The sequence below is a fragment of the Pseudoduganella ginsengisoli genome, assembly GCF_009720865.1.
GTDB lineage: Bacteria > Pseudomonadota > Gammaproteobacteria > Burkholderiales > Burkholderiaceae_D > Rugamonas > Rugamonas ginsengisoli.
On sequence record NZ_WNLA01000013.1, the window covers coordinates 46,294 to 61,311 of the forward strand.

Annotated in this window: 10 protein-coding genes; all 10 read right to left on the bottom strand. The window is 63.2% G+C overall.

The window, feature by feature from the left end:
• Positions 1-7 precede the first annotated feature (7 nt).
• Entirely contained in the window at positions 8-397 is a 390-nt protein-coding gene (locus GM668_RS18325; protein WP_155440404.1) for a RidA family protein, read from the bottom strand.
• The gene (locus GM668_RS18330; RefSeq protein ID WP_155440405.1) at positions 394-1,569 is read right to left on the bottom strand and encodes an acyl-CoA dehydrogenase family protein; all 1,176 of its coding nucleotides are present in this window, start codon (positions 1,567-1,569) and stop codon (positions 394-396) included. The genes GM668_RS18325 and GM668_RS18330 overlap by 4 nt, the downstream gene beginning before the upstream one ends.
• Positions 1,570-2,424 carry an enoyl-CoA hydratase family protein gene (locus GM668_RS18335; protein WP_155440406.1) on the bottom strand — a complete coding sequence of 285 codons (855 nt, stop codon included), beginning with the start codon at positions 2,422-2,424 and terminating at the stop codon, positions 1,570-1,572.
• Complete coding sequence (locus tag GM668_RS18340; RefSeq protein WP_155440407.1) at positions 2,421-2,927, bottom strand: MarR family winged helix-turn-helix transcriptional regulator; 507 nt, start codon at positions 2,925-2,927, stop codon at positions 2,421-2,423. The genes GM668_RS18335 and GM668_RS18340 overlap by 4 nt, the downstream gene beginning before the upstream one ends.
• Before the next feature lie 8 nt (positions 2,928-2,935).
• A complete protein-coding gene (locus GM668_RS18345; protein ID WP_155440408.1) occupies positions 2,936-3,721 on the bottom strand; it encodes an SDR family NAD(P)-dependent oxidoreductase in 786 nt (261 codons plus the stop codon).
• Position 3,722: 1 nt separating this feature from the next.
• Positions 3,723-6,107, bottom strand: a complete 2,385-nt coding sequence (locus GM668_RS18350; RefSeq protein WP_155440409.1) for a bifunctional salicylyl-CoA 5-hydroxylase/oxidoreductase — start codon at positions 6,105-6,107, stop codon at positions 3,723-3,725.
• Between the two features lie 60 nt (positions 6,108-6,167).
• Positions 6,168-7,802, bottom strand: a complete 1,635-nt coding sequence (locus GM668_RS18355; protein WP_155440410.1) for an AMP-binding protein — start codon at positions 7,800-7,802, stop codon at positions 6,168-6,170.
• A gap of 184 nt (positions 7,803-7,986) precedes the next feature.
• Entirely contained in the window at positions 7,987-8,706 is a 720-nt protein-coding gene (locus GM668_RS18360; RefSeq protein ID WP_155440411.1) for a response regulator, read from the bottom strand.
• A 93-nt stretch (positions 8,707-8,799) separates the two neighbouring features.
• On the bottom strand, positions 8,800-13,785 hold the full coding sequence (locus GM668_RS18365; RefSeq protein ID WP_155440412.1) for a two-component regulator propeller domain-containing protein: 4,986 nt from the start codon (positions 13,783-13,785) through the stop codon (positions 8,800-8,802).
• Entirely contained in the window at positions 13,782-14,951 is a 1,170-nt protein-coding gene (locus tag GM668_RS18370; RefSeq protein ID WP_155440413.1) for a patatin-like phospholipase family protein, read from the bottom strand. The genes GM668_RS18365 and GM668_RS18370 overlap by 4 nt, the downstream gene beginning before the upstream one ends.
• Positions 14,952-15,018 lie beyond the last annotated feature (67 nt).

Below are 15,018 nucleotides of genomic sequence, written 5' to 3' on the forward strand. Positions count from 1 at the left end.
GCGATACTCAGGGTACGATGGCTGTCACTTCGATTTCCACCCGCGCCCGCTCTTCCAGCAGCCCGGCCACCTGCACAGCCGTCATGGCTGGATAATGCTGGCCGATGATGTCGCGGTACACGGCGCCAATCTCCTTGTACGCGCCCATGTATTCATGCTTGTCGACCACGTACCACGTCATGCGCACGATGTGTTCGGGACGCGCGTTGGCTTCCGCCAGCACGGCCACGATATTTTCCAGGCACTGTTTGACTTGCCCGGCAAAGTCATCGGTATGGAACACGCCCTGCGCATCCCAGCCGATCATGCCGCTGACGCACACGGTGGCGCCGCTGGCCGCGACGCCATTGGAATAGCCGCGCGGCCTTACCCATCCAGGCGGTTGCAGAAATTTCATTTGAGTCCCTTCAGCAGTTCACGCGCGATGATCAATTGCTGCACTTCCGTCGCGCCCTCATAAATGCGCAGCGCGCGGATTTCACGGTACAAGCGTTCGACCGGCACGCCGCTGACGACGCCCAGGCCGCCAAACATTTGCACGGCCGCGTCAATGACTTGCTGCGCGGTTTCCGTGGCCGTCATTTTTGCCATGGCCGCTTCTTTCGTCACGTTGCGCCCCTGGTCGCGCTGCCATGCGGCGCGGTACGTCAGCAACGCGCTGCTGTCGATGCCGGTCGCCATCTGCGCCAGCTTCGCCTGCGTCAACTGGAAGTCCGCCAATGCCTGGCCAAACATCTGGCGCGACGTGGCGCGCGCCAGCGCTTCATCCAGCGCACGGCGGGCAAATCCCAGCGCGGCGGCCGCCACCGACGTGCGGAACACGTCGAGCGTGGCCATCGCCACCTTGAATCCCTGCCCCCCTTCGCCGATGCGCTGCGTGGCAGGAATACGGCAATGGTCGAACTTCAGCCGCGCCAGCGGATGCGGCGCAATCACATCGATGCGCTCGGCGATGGAAAAGCCCGGCGTACCGGCATCGACGATGAAAGCGCTGATGCCGCGCGCGCCAGGCTGTTCACCCGTGCGGGCAAACACGACGTAAAAGTCCGCAATGCCGCCATTGGAAATCCACGTCTTTTCACCGTTCAGCACATAGTCGCCGCCGTCCGGGTTTTCCACAAACTCGGCAGCGCAAGCCATTGCCGCCACATCGGAACCGGCTTGCGGCTCCGACAGGGCAAACGCGGCAATCGCTTCGCCGCGCGATACTTTCGGCAAATACGCGTGTTTTTGCGCATCCGTGCCAAACAGGCTGATTGCGCCGGAACCCAGTCCCTGCATGGCAAACGCGAAGTCCGCCAAGCCTTCATGGCGCGCCAGCGTTTCACGCAAAATGCAAATGGCGCGCGTATCAATCGTGCCGCCGGCGCCGCCAAAGGCCGTGCCACCCACGGCGTGGCGCAGCCAGCCGCCGTCGCCCAGCAACTTCACCAGCTTGCGGCAACTGTCATCCGCATCAATGCCATGCGCATCCTTTAAATGCAGGGCCGCCCACGCATCGAGCTGCTGTTCCAGTTCTTTATGGCGCGCATCGAAAAACGGCCAGTCGAGGTAGCTTTTATCTGACATTTAATCCCCTTCGAATTGCGGTTTTTGCCTGGCCACGAACGCGTGGTAAGCGCGGTGGAAGTCATTGGTGGCCATGCAAATCGCTTGCGCCTGCGCTTCCGCTTCGATGGCTTCATCGACGCCCATGTTCCACTCTTGCTGCAGCATTTTCTTCGTCATGCCATGCGCGAACGTCGGCCCATCGGCCAGGCCGCGGGCAAACGCTTGCGCGGCCGCCAGCAATTCTTCAGGCTGGTGCAGGCTGTTGAACCAGCCCCACCGTTCTCCTTCCACGCCGCCCAGCGAACGGCCCGTGTACAGCAATTCCGACGCCCTGCCCTGGCCAATCACGCGCGGCAGCAGCGCGCACGCGCCCATGTCGCAGCCGGCCAGGCCCACGCGGGTGAACAGGAACGCAGTTTTGCTGCGCTCCGTGCCCAGGCGGATGTCGGACGCCAGCGCCATCATTGCGCCGGCGCCGGCACAGACGCCATCGATGGCGGCAATGATGGGCTGTGGACAGGCGCGCATGGCTTTCACCAGGTCGCCCGTCATGCGCGTGAACGACAGCAGGCCGGGCATATCCAGCCTGGTCAGCGGGCCGATAATGTCATGCACGTCACCGCCGGAACAGAAATTGCCGCCCTCGCCCTGCACGACGATCGCATGGATGTCATCCGCATACGTCAAGGCGCGGAACAGGTCGCGCAATTCCGCATACGATTCAAACGTCAGGGGGTTCTTGCGCTCGGGACGGTTCAGCGCCACCGTGGCCACGCCGTTATCCACCGCGAACAGGAAGTGGCGCGCCTGGTATCCCGCCATCTGGCTGCGGTTGCCGGGCAAGTGCTGCGGTTCGCCGGGTAAGTATTTCATTGTGCAGTTCCTTCATTCAGATGCCGCTTCATTTGCGACAGCAACGTAATCAATTGGGCCTTGTCGTCCGTAGTCATGGGCGCCAGCAATTCCGCCACCCACGCTTCATGGGTTTCCGCCATGATGGCAAAGGCTTTACGGCCTTCCTGCGTCAGCTTCACGCTGTACGCGCGGCCATCTTTCGGGTCGGGCACGCGCACCACGAGGCGCTCTTGTTCCAGCTGGTCCGTGATGCCCGTGATATTGCCGCCCGTGACCATCATGCGCTTCGACAGTTCGCCCATGCGCAAGCCATCGGGATAGCGTTCCAGCTGCGCCATCAAGTCAAAGCGCGGCAACGTGATGCCAAACGTGGCGCGCAGCCGCGAACGGATTTCATTTTCAATTTTCACCGTGCACGACAACATGCGCAGCCATAGTTTCAACGACTGGTGGTGGTCTTGCGTCAGGCGGCTGGCCAGGTCCAGCGCGTGGCCCGGGTCGGAATCATGTTCGGCTGCCATGGGCGCTCCTACATCACTTCGCCGCCGGCCACGGCAATCGCCTGGCCATTCATGGCGGCGGAATCGGGCTGGCACAGCCACGCGACGGCGTTCGCCACTTCTTCGCTTTGCACCAGGCGCTTTTGCGGATTGCCTGCCGCCAGTTCAGCGCGCGCTTCCTCTTCCGTGCGGCCCGTCTTGGCCACAATGTTGGCAATCGCTTCCTTGACGATGTCGGTTTCCGTATAGCCGGGGCACACGGCGTTGACAGTGACGCCCTTGGCCGCCACTTCCAGCGCCAGCGCCCGCGTCAAGCCCACCACGCCGTGCTTGGCCGCCACATAGCCCGACACATAGCGGTAGCCCGTCAAGCCTGCCGTGGACGCGACATTGACGATGCGGCCCCAGCCCGCATCCAGCATGGCGGGCAGCGCAGCCTGGCAGCAGTGGAACACGCCCGACAAATTCACGGCCAGCATGTGCTGCCAGTGCGCCGTATCGGTTTTCAGGAATGGCGCGGGCTTGGCCTGTCCCGCATTGTTGACGAGGATATCGATGCGGCCAAAACGCTCCGCCGCCGCAGCAAAGCCTGCGTTGACGGACGTTTCATCGGCCACGTCGATGGTCTGGACCGCCACTTCGCCCAGTGCGCGCAGCGCTTGCTGCGCCTGCACCAGTGCCGCAAAGTCGCGTCCCGCCAACGTCACTTTGGCGCCCCGCAGCAGCAACGCGCGCGCGCATGCCAGGCCGATGCCGCGGCCGCCGCCCGTCACCAGCGCATGTTTTCCCTGTAATGTACCCAATGCGTTGACCATGTCACCCCTCCAGCAATTTCGCCGCGATTTCCTGCGGGCTGAGTCCTGATGACGCCGCCGCCAGTTGGCGTTCGCGCTCCAGGTTGCGTTCCAGCTGCTGCTTGCCCGGCATATATTGCTTGGGCCACGTGACGGGCTGGTAGCCCAGCTTGGCGGCTTCATGCAACGTCCATGCAGGATCCGCCAGGTGCGGACGGCCCACGGCGCACAGGTCCGCGCGGCCCGCTGCAATGATGCCGTTCGCATGGTCCGCTTCAAAGATCGAGCCCACGGCCATGGCGGCAATCCCCGCTTCATTGCGCACGCGGTCGGCAAATGGCGCCTGGAACATGCGGCCATACACAGGCTTTTCCAGTTTGCTGACCTGGCCCGACGAACAGTCGATGACGTCGGCGCCGGCCTGCTTGAACAGGCGGGCAATGGCCACCGCGTCATCCGGCGTAATGCCCCCTTCCACCCAGTCATGCGCGGAAATGCGCACGCTCATGGGCTTGTGGGCAGGCCAAGCGGCGCGCATGGCGGCAAACACGCGCAGCGGAAAGCGGCAGCGGTTTTCCAGGCTGCCGCCGTATTCATCGCCGCGCTGGTTCGTTAATGGCGAAATGAATGAAGACAGCAGGTAGCCGTGCGCGCAGTGCAATTCGAGCCAGTCGAAGCCTGCCTGTTCGGCCGCGGCCGTGGCGCGCACGAAGGCCGCTTCGATGCGGCGCATGTCGTCCACCGTGGCAGTGCGCGCGGTCTGCGAAATACCCGGCAAATATTGCTGGCTCGATGCGGACACCAGCGGCCAGTTGTCGCCCGCCTCCGGCAGCGGCATGTCGATGCCGTCCCACATGGCGCGCGTCGAACCCTTGGCGCCCGCATGGCCCAGCTGCAGTGCAATCTTTGCATCGGTGTGCGCGTGCACGTAATCGACGATGCGCTTCCACGCGGCCGTGTGTTCCGGCGCATACATGCCGGGGCACCACGGCGTAATGCGCGCATCGGCTGACACGCACGTCATTTCCGCCATCACCATGGCCGCGCCGCCCATCGCGCGCGCGCCCAGGTGCACGAGGTGGTAATCGCCCACCGTGCCGTCCACTGCGCTGTATTGCGCCATCGGCGACACGACGATGCGGTTCTTCAGCACCAGGCCGCGTACTTTATAGGGCGTGAACATGGGCGGCATAGGCTTCGCATTTTCCGCAGGCTGCGGCAAGCCGCACTGTTCGAACGCTTGCCGTGCAAGCCACTTTTCATAGCCCGCCACATAGTCCGGATCGCGCAGCCGCAAATTTTCATGCGACAGGCGCTGGCTGCGCGTCAGCATCGAATACGCAAACTGCGGCGCCTGCAGCGCCGTATAGCGCCGCACATTTTCAAACCATTCCATGGAATTGCGCGCCGCGCTCTGGATCTTCAGCACTTCGACCGAGCGCACGGCTTCATATTGCTCCAGCGTGGCGCGGATATCCGCGCCCTTGCCAAAGCACGACGCCAGCTCGATCGCATCTTCCAGCGCCAGCTTGGTGCCCGAACCGATCGAGTAGTGGGCGGAATGGGCGGCATCGCCCATCAGCACGACCGGCACAGCGCCATTCCAGTGCACCCACCGCTGGCACACGACGCGGGGGAACTTGATCCATACGTTTGAGCCGCGCAAATGCGCCGCATTCGACATCAGCGCGTGGCCGTCGAGCTGTTCGGCAAACAGCTTTTCGCAAAACGCCAATGCCTGTTCCTGCGACATGTCTTCCAGCCCCGCCGCGCGCCAAACGGTTTCCGGCGTTTCCACGATAAACGTCGACGTATCGCCATCGTATTGGTAAATGTGGGCCTGGAACCAGCCATGCTCCGTTTCCTTGAATGCAAACGTAAACGCATCGAATTTCTTTTTCGTGCCCAGCCACACGAAGCGGCACTGGCGCGTTTCGATCTGCGGCTGGTACGTGGCCGCATAACGGGTGCGGATACGGCTGTTCAAGCCGTCGGATGCGATCACCAGGCCGGCCTTGTACTGCGCTGCCAGTTGCTGGTCATCCGCCACGTCCGTTTCAAACACCAGCTGCACACCGAGCTGTTCGCAGCGCTGCTGCAGGATATTCAGCAAGCGCTTGCGGCCGATGCCGCAAAAGCCATGGCCGCCGGACGTGACTTTCTCGCCTTTGAAGAAAATGTCGATGTCGTCCCAGTGGTTGAACGCCTGCAGGATGGCTTTCGCCGTGGGTTCATCCGCTTGCGCGAGGTTGCCCAAGGTCTGGTCGGAAAACACGACGCCCCAGCCGAACGTATCATACGGGCGATTGCGTTCAATGACGGTGATGTTGTGCGCCGCGTTTTGCTTTTTCATCAGCAGCGCAAAATACAGGCCGGCCGGGCCGCCCCCTATGCATACGATATTCATGTCATCAGCTCCAATGCTTATCTGGTGCGCCAGGCTAGGCAGCCGGCCTTATCTGTCAGACTATTCCTGGCGCAGCTTGAAGCGCTGCAGTTTGCCTGTCTCCGTGCGCGGCAGCGCCGGCACGAAGCGGATCGCGCGCGGGTATTTATACGGCGCAATCTGGCCTTTGACGAATTCCTGTAATGCCGCCGCCAGCGCGTCGTTGCCTTCGACGCCGCTTTTCAGCACGACGAACGCTTCGACAATCTGGCCCCGGTCCTGATCGGGCTTGCCCACGACGCCGCATTCCGCAACGGCCGGGTGGCGCAGCAACGCGTCTTCCACTTCCGGCCCCGCGATGTTGTAGCCGGCGGAAATGATCATGTCATCCGTGCGCGAGCGGTAAAAGAAGTAGCCGTCGTCATCCATTTCATACGCGTCACCCGTCAAGTTCCAGCCATTGACCACGTAATCGCGCTGGCGTTCATCGGCCAGGTAGCGGCAGCCGGTCGGGCCTTTGACGGCCAGGCGGCCAATCACGCCAGGGCCGGCCGGGTGGCCGTCAAGGTCCAGCACACATGCCTGATAACCGGGGATCGGCCGGCCCGTGGCGCCGGGACGGATATCGTCATCGGCAGCCGAGATAAAGATGTGCAGCATCTCCGTCGCGCCAATGCCATCGATCATGCGCAGGCCGGTGGCCTGCTGCCATGCCTCGCGCGTGGCCAGCGGCAGCGCTTCGCCGGCCGACACGGACTTGCGCAGCGAAGACAGGTCGTATTGCGCCGCCAGCGGCGCCATTTGGCGGTAAAACGTGGGCGCGGTAAAGCAGATCGTAGCCTTGAAATCCCTGATTGCCTGCAGCAGCGTTTCCGGCGTCAGCTTTTCCAGCAGCACGGTGGATGCACCGGCCCGCAGCGGGAACAGCAGCAAGCCGCCAAGGCCAAACGTGAACGCCAGCGGCGGCGTACCGATGAAAACATCGTCATGCCCGGATTTCAGCGTCGAACGGGGGAAGCAGTCGCATATGGCCAGCACGTCGCGGTGGAAATGCATGGTCCCTTTCGGCACGCCCGTGGTGCCGGACGTAAAGCTGATCAGGCACACATCTTCCGCGCTGGTATCGCACGGCGCAAAGACGCCGGGCGGGACATCGTTCATCAGCATTTCCAGCGAACCGGGACCGCCATCGCCATTGAACGTTACCACCGCGGCGGGCAAATGCTCTGCCGCATCCAGTTCGCCGCGCAGCGCGTCGGCGCACAGCACGGCATTGACTTCAGCCTTGCCGAGAATCGCGCCCAGTTCACGGGCCCGCAGCAGCGGCATCGTCGGCACCGCCACCAGACCTGCTTTCAGCACGGCCAGTACGCACGCGGCCATCATCGGATGATTGGCGCCCCGCAGCAGCACGCGGTTGCCCGTCTTTAAACCGAGGCGCGTACGCAGCACGTATGCGATGCGGTCCACTTGCTGCTGCAATTGCGCATAGGTCCATGCGGCGCCGGCGCTGCGGATGGCAATCCGTTCGCCCCAGCCCCGCTCGATTGCGCGGTCCAGCAGCTCGGCGGCGCAATTGAGGCGGTCCGGATACTGCAGTTCCGGCAAGTCGAAACACAACTCAGGCCACAAGCCGCGCGGAGGCAAGTGGTTACGTGCAAACGGGTCTTCGTGCCCGGATGCAGGTGTCGATGCGGGTGCGGCAATTGCTGTCATCTTGGTCGCCCTTGGGGGGTTGGTCGGTAAAAGTCAGCCTGCAGACATTTACTTTAAACCTAAAGTATTTTTAAGGCAAGGGCAAGGCATGGCGGATTACGGCGCTGCGCACCTAATCCGCCCTACATCAAGTGTTGTTGGCAAAGACCGTAGGCCGGATTAGCGCAGCGTAATCCGGCAGCGCTTAATTACCGCCGATGGATTTGCGGACCAGTGCAGACTGGTGAATGACGGCGCGGATCACGTCGGCCAGCACGGCTTGCACCGCATCGCTGGACAGGAATCCCGGCGCAAAGCTTTTCAGCGCGCTGGCGGCGCCCGTCAAGCCGAGGGTGACGCAGCCCGCGTGCAGGCGGTCGATACGCGATTGCGCTTCCTGCTGCTCGCCCCGTGCAAACAGTGCATCGAGTTCGCCGCTGGCGGCAGTCAGCTGGTTTTGGAATCCCGTCAGGTAGACCAGCAAACGGTCCGCATTGATGCCCAGGCGCAGTTGCGTGGCCGACGGCGCTTCCGCCTGGTGTTCATAGCCGCTGGCGGCCTGGTCGAGGAACGCCGTCAAGTGCACGCGCACCTGGTCGGCCTGGAACGGTTTGACGATGTAGCCGGCAGCGCCGGCCTTCGTGGCTTGCTGCACGGTTTCCTTGTCGGTGGCGGACGACACCAGGACAAATGGCAACGCATTCAGCGCCGCATCGCCTTTGACGCGCTGCAGCAACTCCATGCCGGACAAACGCGGCATGCGCAAATCGCAAAACACAATGGCAGGCCGCAAGCCATTTTCCAGCTGCTGCCACGCGTCCGCGCCATCTTCCGCTTCCACGATGTCAAATTTGCCGCAGCTGTCGATCAGGTGCATCAGCACCATGCGCGACACAACATCGTCGTCTACTACCAATACTTTCATTTATTACTCTCCACGCCGTCCGCGCGGCTGTCCAGCGAGGATTCCAGTGTAACCGATAACGGATTGATGCGTGCTCAACAATGGGTGCCGCGCTTACTCTGGCTGCACGGTCTGGGCGACGCCGGCCAGCAGCGCGCGCAGCCCCGGCAAGCCGGCCCCGATGGCGCTCCAGTCGGCACAATCGGCGGCTTTTTCCAGTTCTCCGCACAGGGTGCGCAAATCCGGTTCATCCAGGTACGCGGCGCTGCCCTTCATGCCATGGAACAGGCGCCCTGCCGCATCGCTGTCGGCCGCGGCAATGGCTTCATCCAGCTCCGCCAGGCGGGCCGGCAAATCCGCCAGGAAGGCGGCGCGCAGGCGCGCTTTCAGCGGATCGTCATACTGTCCTGGCTGAGGGCGGGGCGCCAGCGATGGCGACGGCACAGTCACCGGCGCCACGCCAAACATGTTGTCGAGTTCTTCCACCGTTGGCCGCGGCTGTTCGCGCGCCGGCATTGGCGGCAGCGCAATGCCCCGCTGCAGCTGGCGTTCAATGGCGCGGCTGAGCTGGTAATGCAGCGCCGCTTCATCGATCGGCTTCGTCAGGAAGTCATCCATGCCGGCCGCCAGGTAGCGGTTGCGGTCTTCTTCGCTGGCATTGGCCGTCAGCGCAATAATCATCAATTCCTGGTCGCGCACCGGCGCGCCATCCGGACCGCCGGCGCGGATCAAACGGGTGGCGCTGGGGCCATCCATTTCCGGCATGCGGCCATCCATCAAGATCAAGTCATAGCGCGTGCGGGCGCAAGCGGCCACGGCCAGCAAGCCATTGGCGGCAATGTCGGCCTTGTGGCCCAGGTCTTCCAGCATCATGCGGATGATGATCTGGTTGGTCGGGAAGTCTTCGGCGCACAGCACGCGCAACTGGTGCGTGTGCGGTTCGCGCGGCACGTGCGGCACCACGGGCGGCGCCACGCCTTCCTGCAGCGGGATTTCAAACGTGAAGATACTGCCCACGCCCGGCGTGCTGGCGACGGAAATTTCGCCGCCCATCAATTCCACCAGCTGGCGGCAAATCGCCAGGCCCAGCCCCGTGCCGCCGTAGCGGCGCGTGGTGGTGCTGTCGGCCTGTTCGAACTTTTGGAACAGGCGCGGCATCGCATCAGGCTCGATGCCGATCCCCGTGTCCTGCACCGTGAAGCGGATCAAATGGCAATCGTCGTCCATGTTCGCATCGCGCGGCATCTTTTCGACTTTCAGCCGCACCTCGCCCCGCTGCGTGAATTTGAACGCATTGCCGACCAGGTTCACCAGCACCTGGCGCAAGCGGGTCGGATCGCCCACGACATAGGTAGGCAAGCCATCAGAAAAGTCCACTGAGAAGCCGACCGAATACGCGGCAGCCTGCTCTTCAAACAGGCTGGCCACGTTTTCCACCATGCCGGCCAGCGCGAAGTCGATATTCTCAATCGTCAGCTTGCCCGCTTCAATCTTGGAAAAGTCCAGCAAGTCATTGATGATGGCCAGCAGCGCCTGTGCATTGGCTTGCGCGCGCTCGATTTGTTCACGCGTGGTCTCATGCAGTTTCTGGTCGCGCAGCGCGAAGCCCTGCATGCCGATCACGCCGGCCAGCGGCGTGCGCATTTCGTGGCTCATGTTGGCCAGGAATTCGGATTTCTGGCGCGTCGCATCTTCGGCTTTTTGCTTTGCGTAGCGCAGCCGTTCTTCATTGTCTTGCAGCGCGCGGTTCGCTTGCGCCAGTTCATCCGTGTGCAGGCGCACCTGCGCCTGCTGCTGCATCAACTGTTCTTGCGTATCGCGCAGCTCGCGCAAGGTTTCTTCCAGCCGCTGGTACGCCATCGCGTTATCCAGCGACACCGCGGCATACGCGGCCAGGGTTTGCAGCATGTCCAGGTGCACCTGCTTGTACGCGTGCTTGTTGCGGCTCTGCACCGACAGCACCCCCACCACGCGGTCATTGACGACCAGCGGCGTGTACAGCATCGATTGCGCATATTCCGGTTCCGAACCATCGGCCAGCAGCGCAGGCTTCAGCTTGTCGAGCCCCGCCGGTCCCATATAGCGGCTGTATTCCGCATAAAAGTCATTGATGAAAATATCGTGGCGGTGGAACAGGCACCACACGGCCAGCTGGTCCGGGTCATCGACGCGGCGGCTGTATGGCAGGCTGCGCATGCCCCGCTCCATGGAAAACGGGAAATCAATGGTACCCGTCTCTTCGCGGTAAAAGCCGACGCCGAACATGTCGGTATCCATCAAGTGCCGCACATGGCGGTACAAGGTGCGCATGGCTTTTTCAATGTCCAGCGTGGCCGCCATTTCACGGCCGATTTCCGACAGCACGGAAATATTGCGGTGCGCCTGCTCCACCGCTTCCTTTTGCGATTCCACTTCCTGCTTCTGGCGCTCGGCATCCATGCGGCGCTGCTCCGCTTCCGCGCGCTGCCCTTCCGCCTCCACGCGGCGCCGTTCCAGTTCCGTCTTTTGCTGTTGCAGCAGCGAGTTTTTCAACTCAACTTCCGCCGTGCGGAAATTCACTTCGCGTTCCAGGTTTTCCTTTTGCCACTGCAACTGCCGCATGCGCACGCGGTAAATGCCATACGCGCCGCCCAGCAGCAGCGCGGCAAAGCCGGTGCGGAACCACCACGTTTTCCACACGGGCGGCAAGATCGTGATGGCCAGCGTGGCGGCATTGTCATTCCACACGCCGTCCTTGTTGGCGGCCTTGACGCGGAATACATAATGGCCCGGATCCAGGTTCGTGTACGTGGCAAAGCGCTTGCCTGCATCCGTCACGACCCAGTCCTTGTCGAAGCCCTGCAACTGGTACGCGTAGCGGTTGCGCTGCGGCCCCGCGAAGTGCAGTGCGGCGAATTCCAGTGAAAACACGGAATCCTGTTCGCGCAAGGTGATCGCTTGCGTATGCTCGATCGCATGCTTGAGGATGCCGCCATCCTGCCCCGCGCGGATCGAGCGGTTAAAGATCTGGAAGTCCGTGATCACGACCGACGGCGCTGTGCTGTTTTCACGGATATCGTCCGGCGCAAACGCCGTCACGCCATTGAAGCCGCCGAAGTACATCGTGCCGTCCTGCATGCGCAGCGCGGAATTATCGAAGTACGCGCCTTCGATGGTGCCGTCCGCGCCGCCATAATTGCGCAAATGGCCCGAGTGCACCTTCAGCCGCGTGATGCCTGCATTGGTGCTGATCCACAGCCGGCTGGCGTCATCTTCCAGGATGCCGGCCACTGCGTCATCGGCCATGCCGTCGCGGCGCAGGTAGCGCTTGAAGCGCGCCGTGCCGTCCGGCTGCAATTCCATACGGTTCAAGCCCGCGGCAGTGCCGACCCACAGGATGCCGGTCTTGTCTTCATACAGGTAGTGCACTTCATCGTGCGACAGGCTGTTCGGGTCACGCTGGTCATGGCGGAAGTGGCGGAACTTGCCCGTCTCGCGGTCCAGCAAACCGAGGCCGTTAAACGTGCCGACCCACAGGCGGCCCTTGCTGTCTTCCAGCACGGGCCGCACGACATTGTCGGCCAGCGACGTGGCGTCAGCGGGGTCATGGCGGAACGTGCGGGACGCGCCCGTCTTCGGGTCATAGCGGTGCAAGCCGCCGCGCGATGCAATCCACAGGATGCCTTTGCTGTCGCCATAAATGCCGCGCAGGCTGTTGCTGTCCGGGTCGCCCTGCCACGGCTGGACGCGGGTGAATTTCTTCGTGACGGTGTCGAAGCGGCGCAAGCCATTGCGCCCGCCCACCCACAGCGTGTTGGACTTGTCGCGCCACAGCGCCATCACTTGCGGATCGCGCGCATCGAGCAGCGCGCCCGTGTCGCGGTACATCGTGCCCTCGCCCGTCTGCGGATCATACAAGGTCAAGCCATCATTGTTGCCCAGCCAAAGCTTGCCATTGCCCGCATCGACGATGGCGCGCACCTTGTTGTCGGACAGCGAGTGGGGCCGCTCCGGATCGTGCACCAGGCGCGCAAAGCCGCCGCTGCCCAGGTCCACGCGCGACACGCCGTTATACCAGGTGCCCACCCACATGGTGCCGAAACGGTCGCGGTACAGCGACGAGACATAATTGTCGGCCAGGCTGTGCGGGTCCGACAGCTGGTGGCGGTACTGGACGAAACGCCTGACATCGGGACGCCAGCGGAACAAGCCTTCGGTCTGGCTGCCGGCCCACACCGTGCCTTCCACGTCCTGGTAAATCGCGGTAATGACGCCGGGCTTCAAGCCTTCCGCTTCGCCCAGGCGCGTACGCTGCGGATGGTCGCTGCCCGGCGCCAGCTTCCACTGTTCAATGCCGCCCATGGTGCCGACCCACAGCATGCGCTGCTGGTCCACGTGCAGCGACAGCACGGCTTCAAAGCGGGTGTCGGGCGCCGCTTCGACCCGGAAATGGCGGAAGCTTTGCGCCCCCGGTTCCAGCACATCGAGGCCGCTGGCCGTACCGATCCACAGGCGGCCATCCGCATCGCGCGCCAGCGCATTGATCTGGTCGTTGCCCAAACTGCCCGGCAAACCCGCGTCATGGTGCCAGAACTGGAAGCGCCCCGTCAGCGGGTCAAAGTGCTGCAAGCCATCGGACGTGCCGATCCACAAGCCGCCCTCGCCGTCATCGACGATGGCGCGCACGTGGCGGTTGCCGTTGCCCCGCTTGGCCGGTTCCGTGGGCGGATAGTGGGTAAATGTCTGCGACAGCGGGTCGTAGCGGTCCAGGCCCCCATCGGTGCCGATCCACATGCGCCCTTCGCGGTCCACGTGCAGCACGCGCACCCAGTTGTCGGCCAGGCTGCGCGAATCGGACACGATATTGCGGAACGTGATGATGCGCGCGCCGTCATAGCGCGACAGGCCGGCCTGGCTGCCGAACCACATGAAGCCTTGCCGGTCTTGCGCGACGGCCAGCACGGATTCCTGCGCCAGGCCATCGTCCACCGCCAGCTGCTCGAAGCGCAGCGTGCGGGGCGGCGCGCTGGCGTACGATGGCGCCGGAAATGCGGCCGCCACCGCCAGCGCCAGGGCGGCAGGGATCAGCAATCGGCGGCAGAGGCGGCGTACAGGCGTCATGAATTGAAAAAGGCCAGCACGTCGGCTTTGCGCGCATGGGTATCGCGCTGGCCGAGCTGGATTAACTCGCAAGTATACGTCGATTCGAACAACAGGTAGGAAGCCAGCGCCGCGCCGCGCGTTTCCGTCGCGCCGATGCCGGACAACATGGTGCGGATCGGCGCCGGCAAACTGCCGATATGGCGGGTGGCGATATCGTCCAGCCGCTCCGAGGGCGCGATTACCAGCAATTCCACGGGACGCAGCGGCGTCTGTGACAGATATTCTTCCGGCAGCAGCGACAACGTCTTGTTCACGCGCGTGAGGCGCTCGATGTCCACGGCCAGGCTGTCGAGGAAGATCGACGACAGCGCGTGGCCGGCGATTTGCGCCAGGCTCGGGTAGCGGGGCGCTTCCGTACGCTGCACCGCTGGTTCCGTCAAACGCCCTGCGCCCACCACCAGCACCTTGTCGGAACCCAGGTGAATGGCGGGAGAAATCGGCGCCAGCTGGCGCATTGACCCGTCACCGCAATATTCACGCTGCCCGCCCAGGAACAAGGGAATGGCGGGAAAGATAAAGGGAATGGCGGACGATGCCAGCAAATGTTCAACGCCGATCTGGTCTTGCAGCGCGATGCGCTGCGTCCGCACCCACGGCGCCACTTCCGCCGTGGTCTGGTAAAACGTGATGTGCTGGCCCGTCGTATACGACGACGCCGTGACGGCCAGCGCATGCAGCAAGCCTTCCTGCATCACCATGTCCAGCCGCGGCAAATCCAGCATGCGGTGCAGCAGGCCGACCAGCGGCGTGTTATCGAGCAGCGACTGGGGCGGCGCGGCGCGCCATTTGCGCAGCAGCCAGCCAAACGACAGCAGCGACAGCCAGCGCGCACCGGACCGTATCACGCCCAGCGAGTCGGCGCGGTACACTTGCGCCACTTCCATCTCGGTCCACACGTCCAGCAGCTTTTGCACGCCTTCGCCGAAATTATCGGCGCGGCATGCCAGCGCCGTGCCATTGATGGCGCCGGCGGACGTGCCGCAAATGATATTGAATGGACAACGGGAAGGCGGCCAGCCCTCTTCCCACAGGATTTCGGAAATGGCTTGCAGAACCCCGACCTGATAGGCTGCGCGTGCACCGCCACCGGTAAGTATCAGGCCAGTTTTCTTTTTCATTCCCATACGGACAGATTATCAGGGTCGACTTTGTTTGGGCAATGGCGGCATGGCCACAAAAGCAACTTTTGGT

Excerpts from the sequence above, each read along its gene's own strand:
- GM668_RS18325 (WP_155440404.1), bottom strand. The coding sequence starts at position 397 with ATGAAATTTCTGCAACCGCCTGGATGGGTAAGGCCGCGCGGCTATTCC.
- GM668_RS18330 (WP_155440405.1), bottom strand. The coding sequence starts at position 1,569 with ATGTCAGATAAAAGCTACCTCGACTGGCCGTTTTTCGATGCGCGCCAT.
- GM668_RS18335 (WP_155440406.1), bottom strand. The coding sequence starts at position 2,424 with ATGAAATACTTACCCGGCGAACCGCAGCACTTGCCCGGCAACCGCAGC.
- GM668_RS18340 (WP_155440407.1), bottom strand. The coding sequence starts at position 2,927 with ATGGCAGCCGAACATGATTCCGACCCGGGCCACGCGCTGGACCTGGCC.
- GM668_RS18345 (WP_155440408.1), bottom strand. The coding sequence starts at position 3,721 with ATGGTCAACGCATTGGGTACATTACAGGGAAAACATGCGCTGGTGACG.
- GM668_RS18350 (WP_155440409.1), bottom strand. The coding sequence starts at position 6,107 with ATGAATATCGTATGCATAGGGGGCGGCCCGGCCGGCCTGTATTTTGCG.
- GM668_RS18355 (WP_155440410.1), bottom strand. The coding sequence starts at position 7,802 with ATGACAGCAATTGCCGCACCCGCATCGACACCTGCATCCGGGCACGAA.
- GM668_RS18360 (WP_155440411.1), bottom strand. The coding sequence starts at position 8,706 with ATGAAAGTATTGGTAGTAGACGACGATGTTGTGTCGCGCATGGTGCTG.
- GM668_RS18365 (WP_155440412.1), bottom strand. The coding sequence starts at position 13,785 with ATGACGCCTGTACGCCGCCTCTGCCGCCGATTGCTGATCCCTGCCGCC.
- GM668_RS18370 (WP_155440413.1), bottom strand. The coding sequence starts at position 14,951 with ATGGGAATGAAAAAGAAAACTGGCCTGATACTTACCGGTGGCGGTGCA.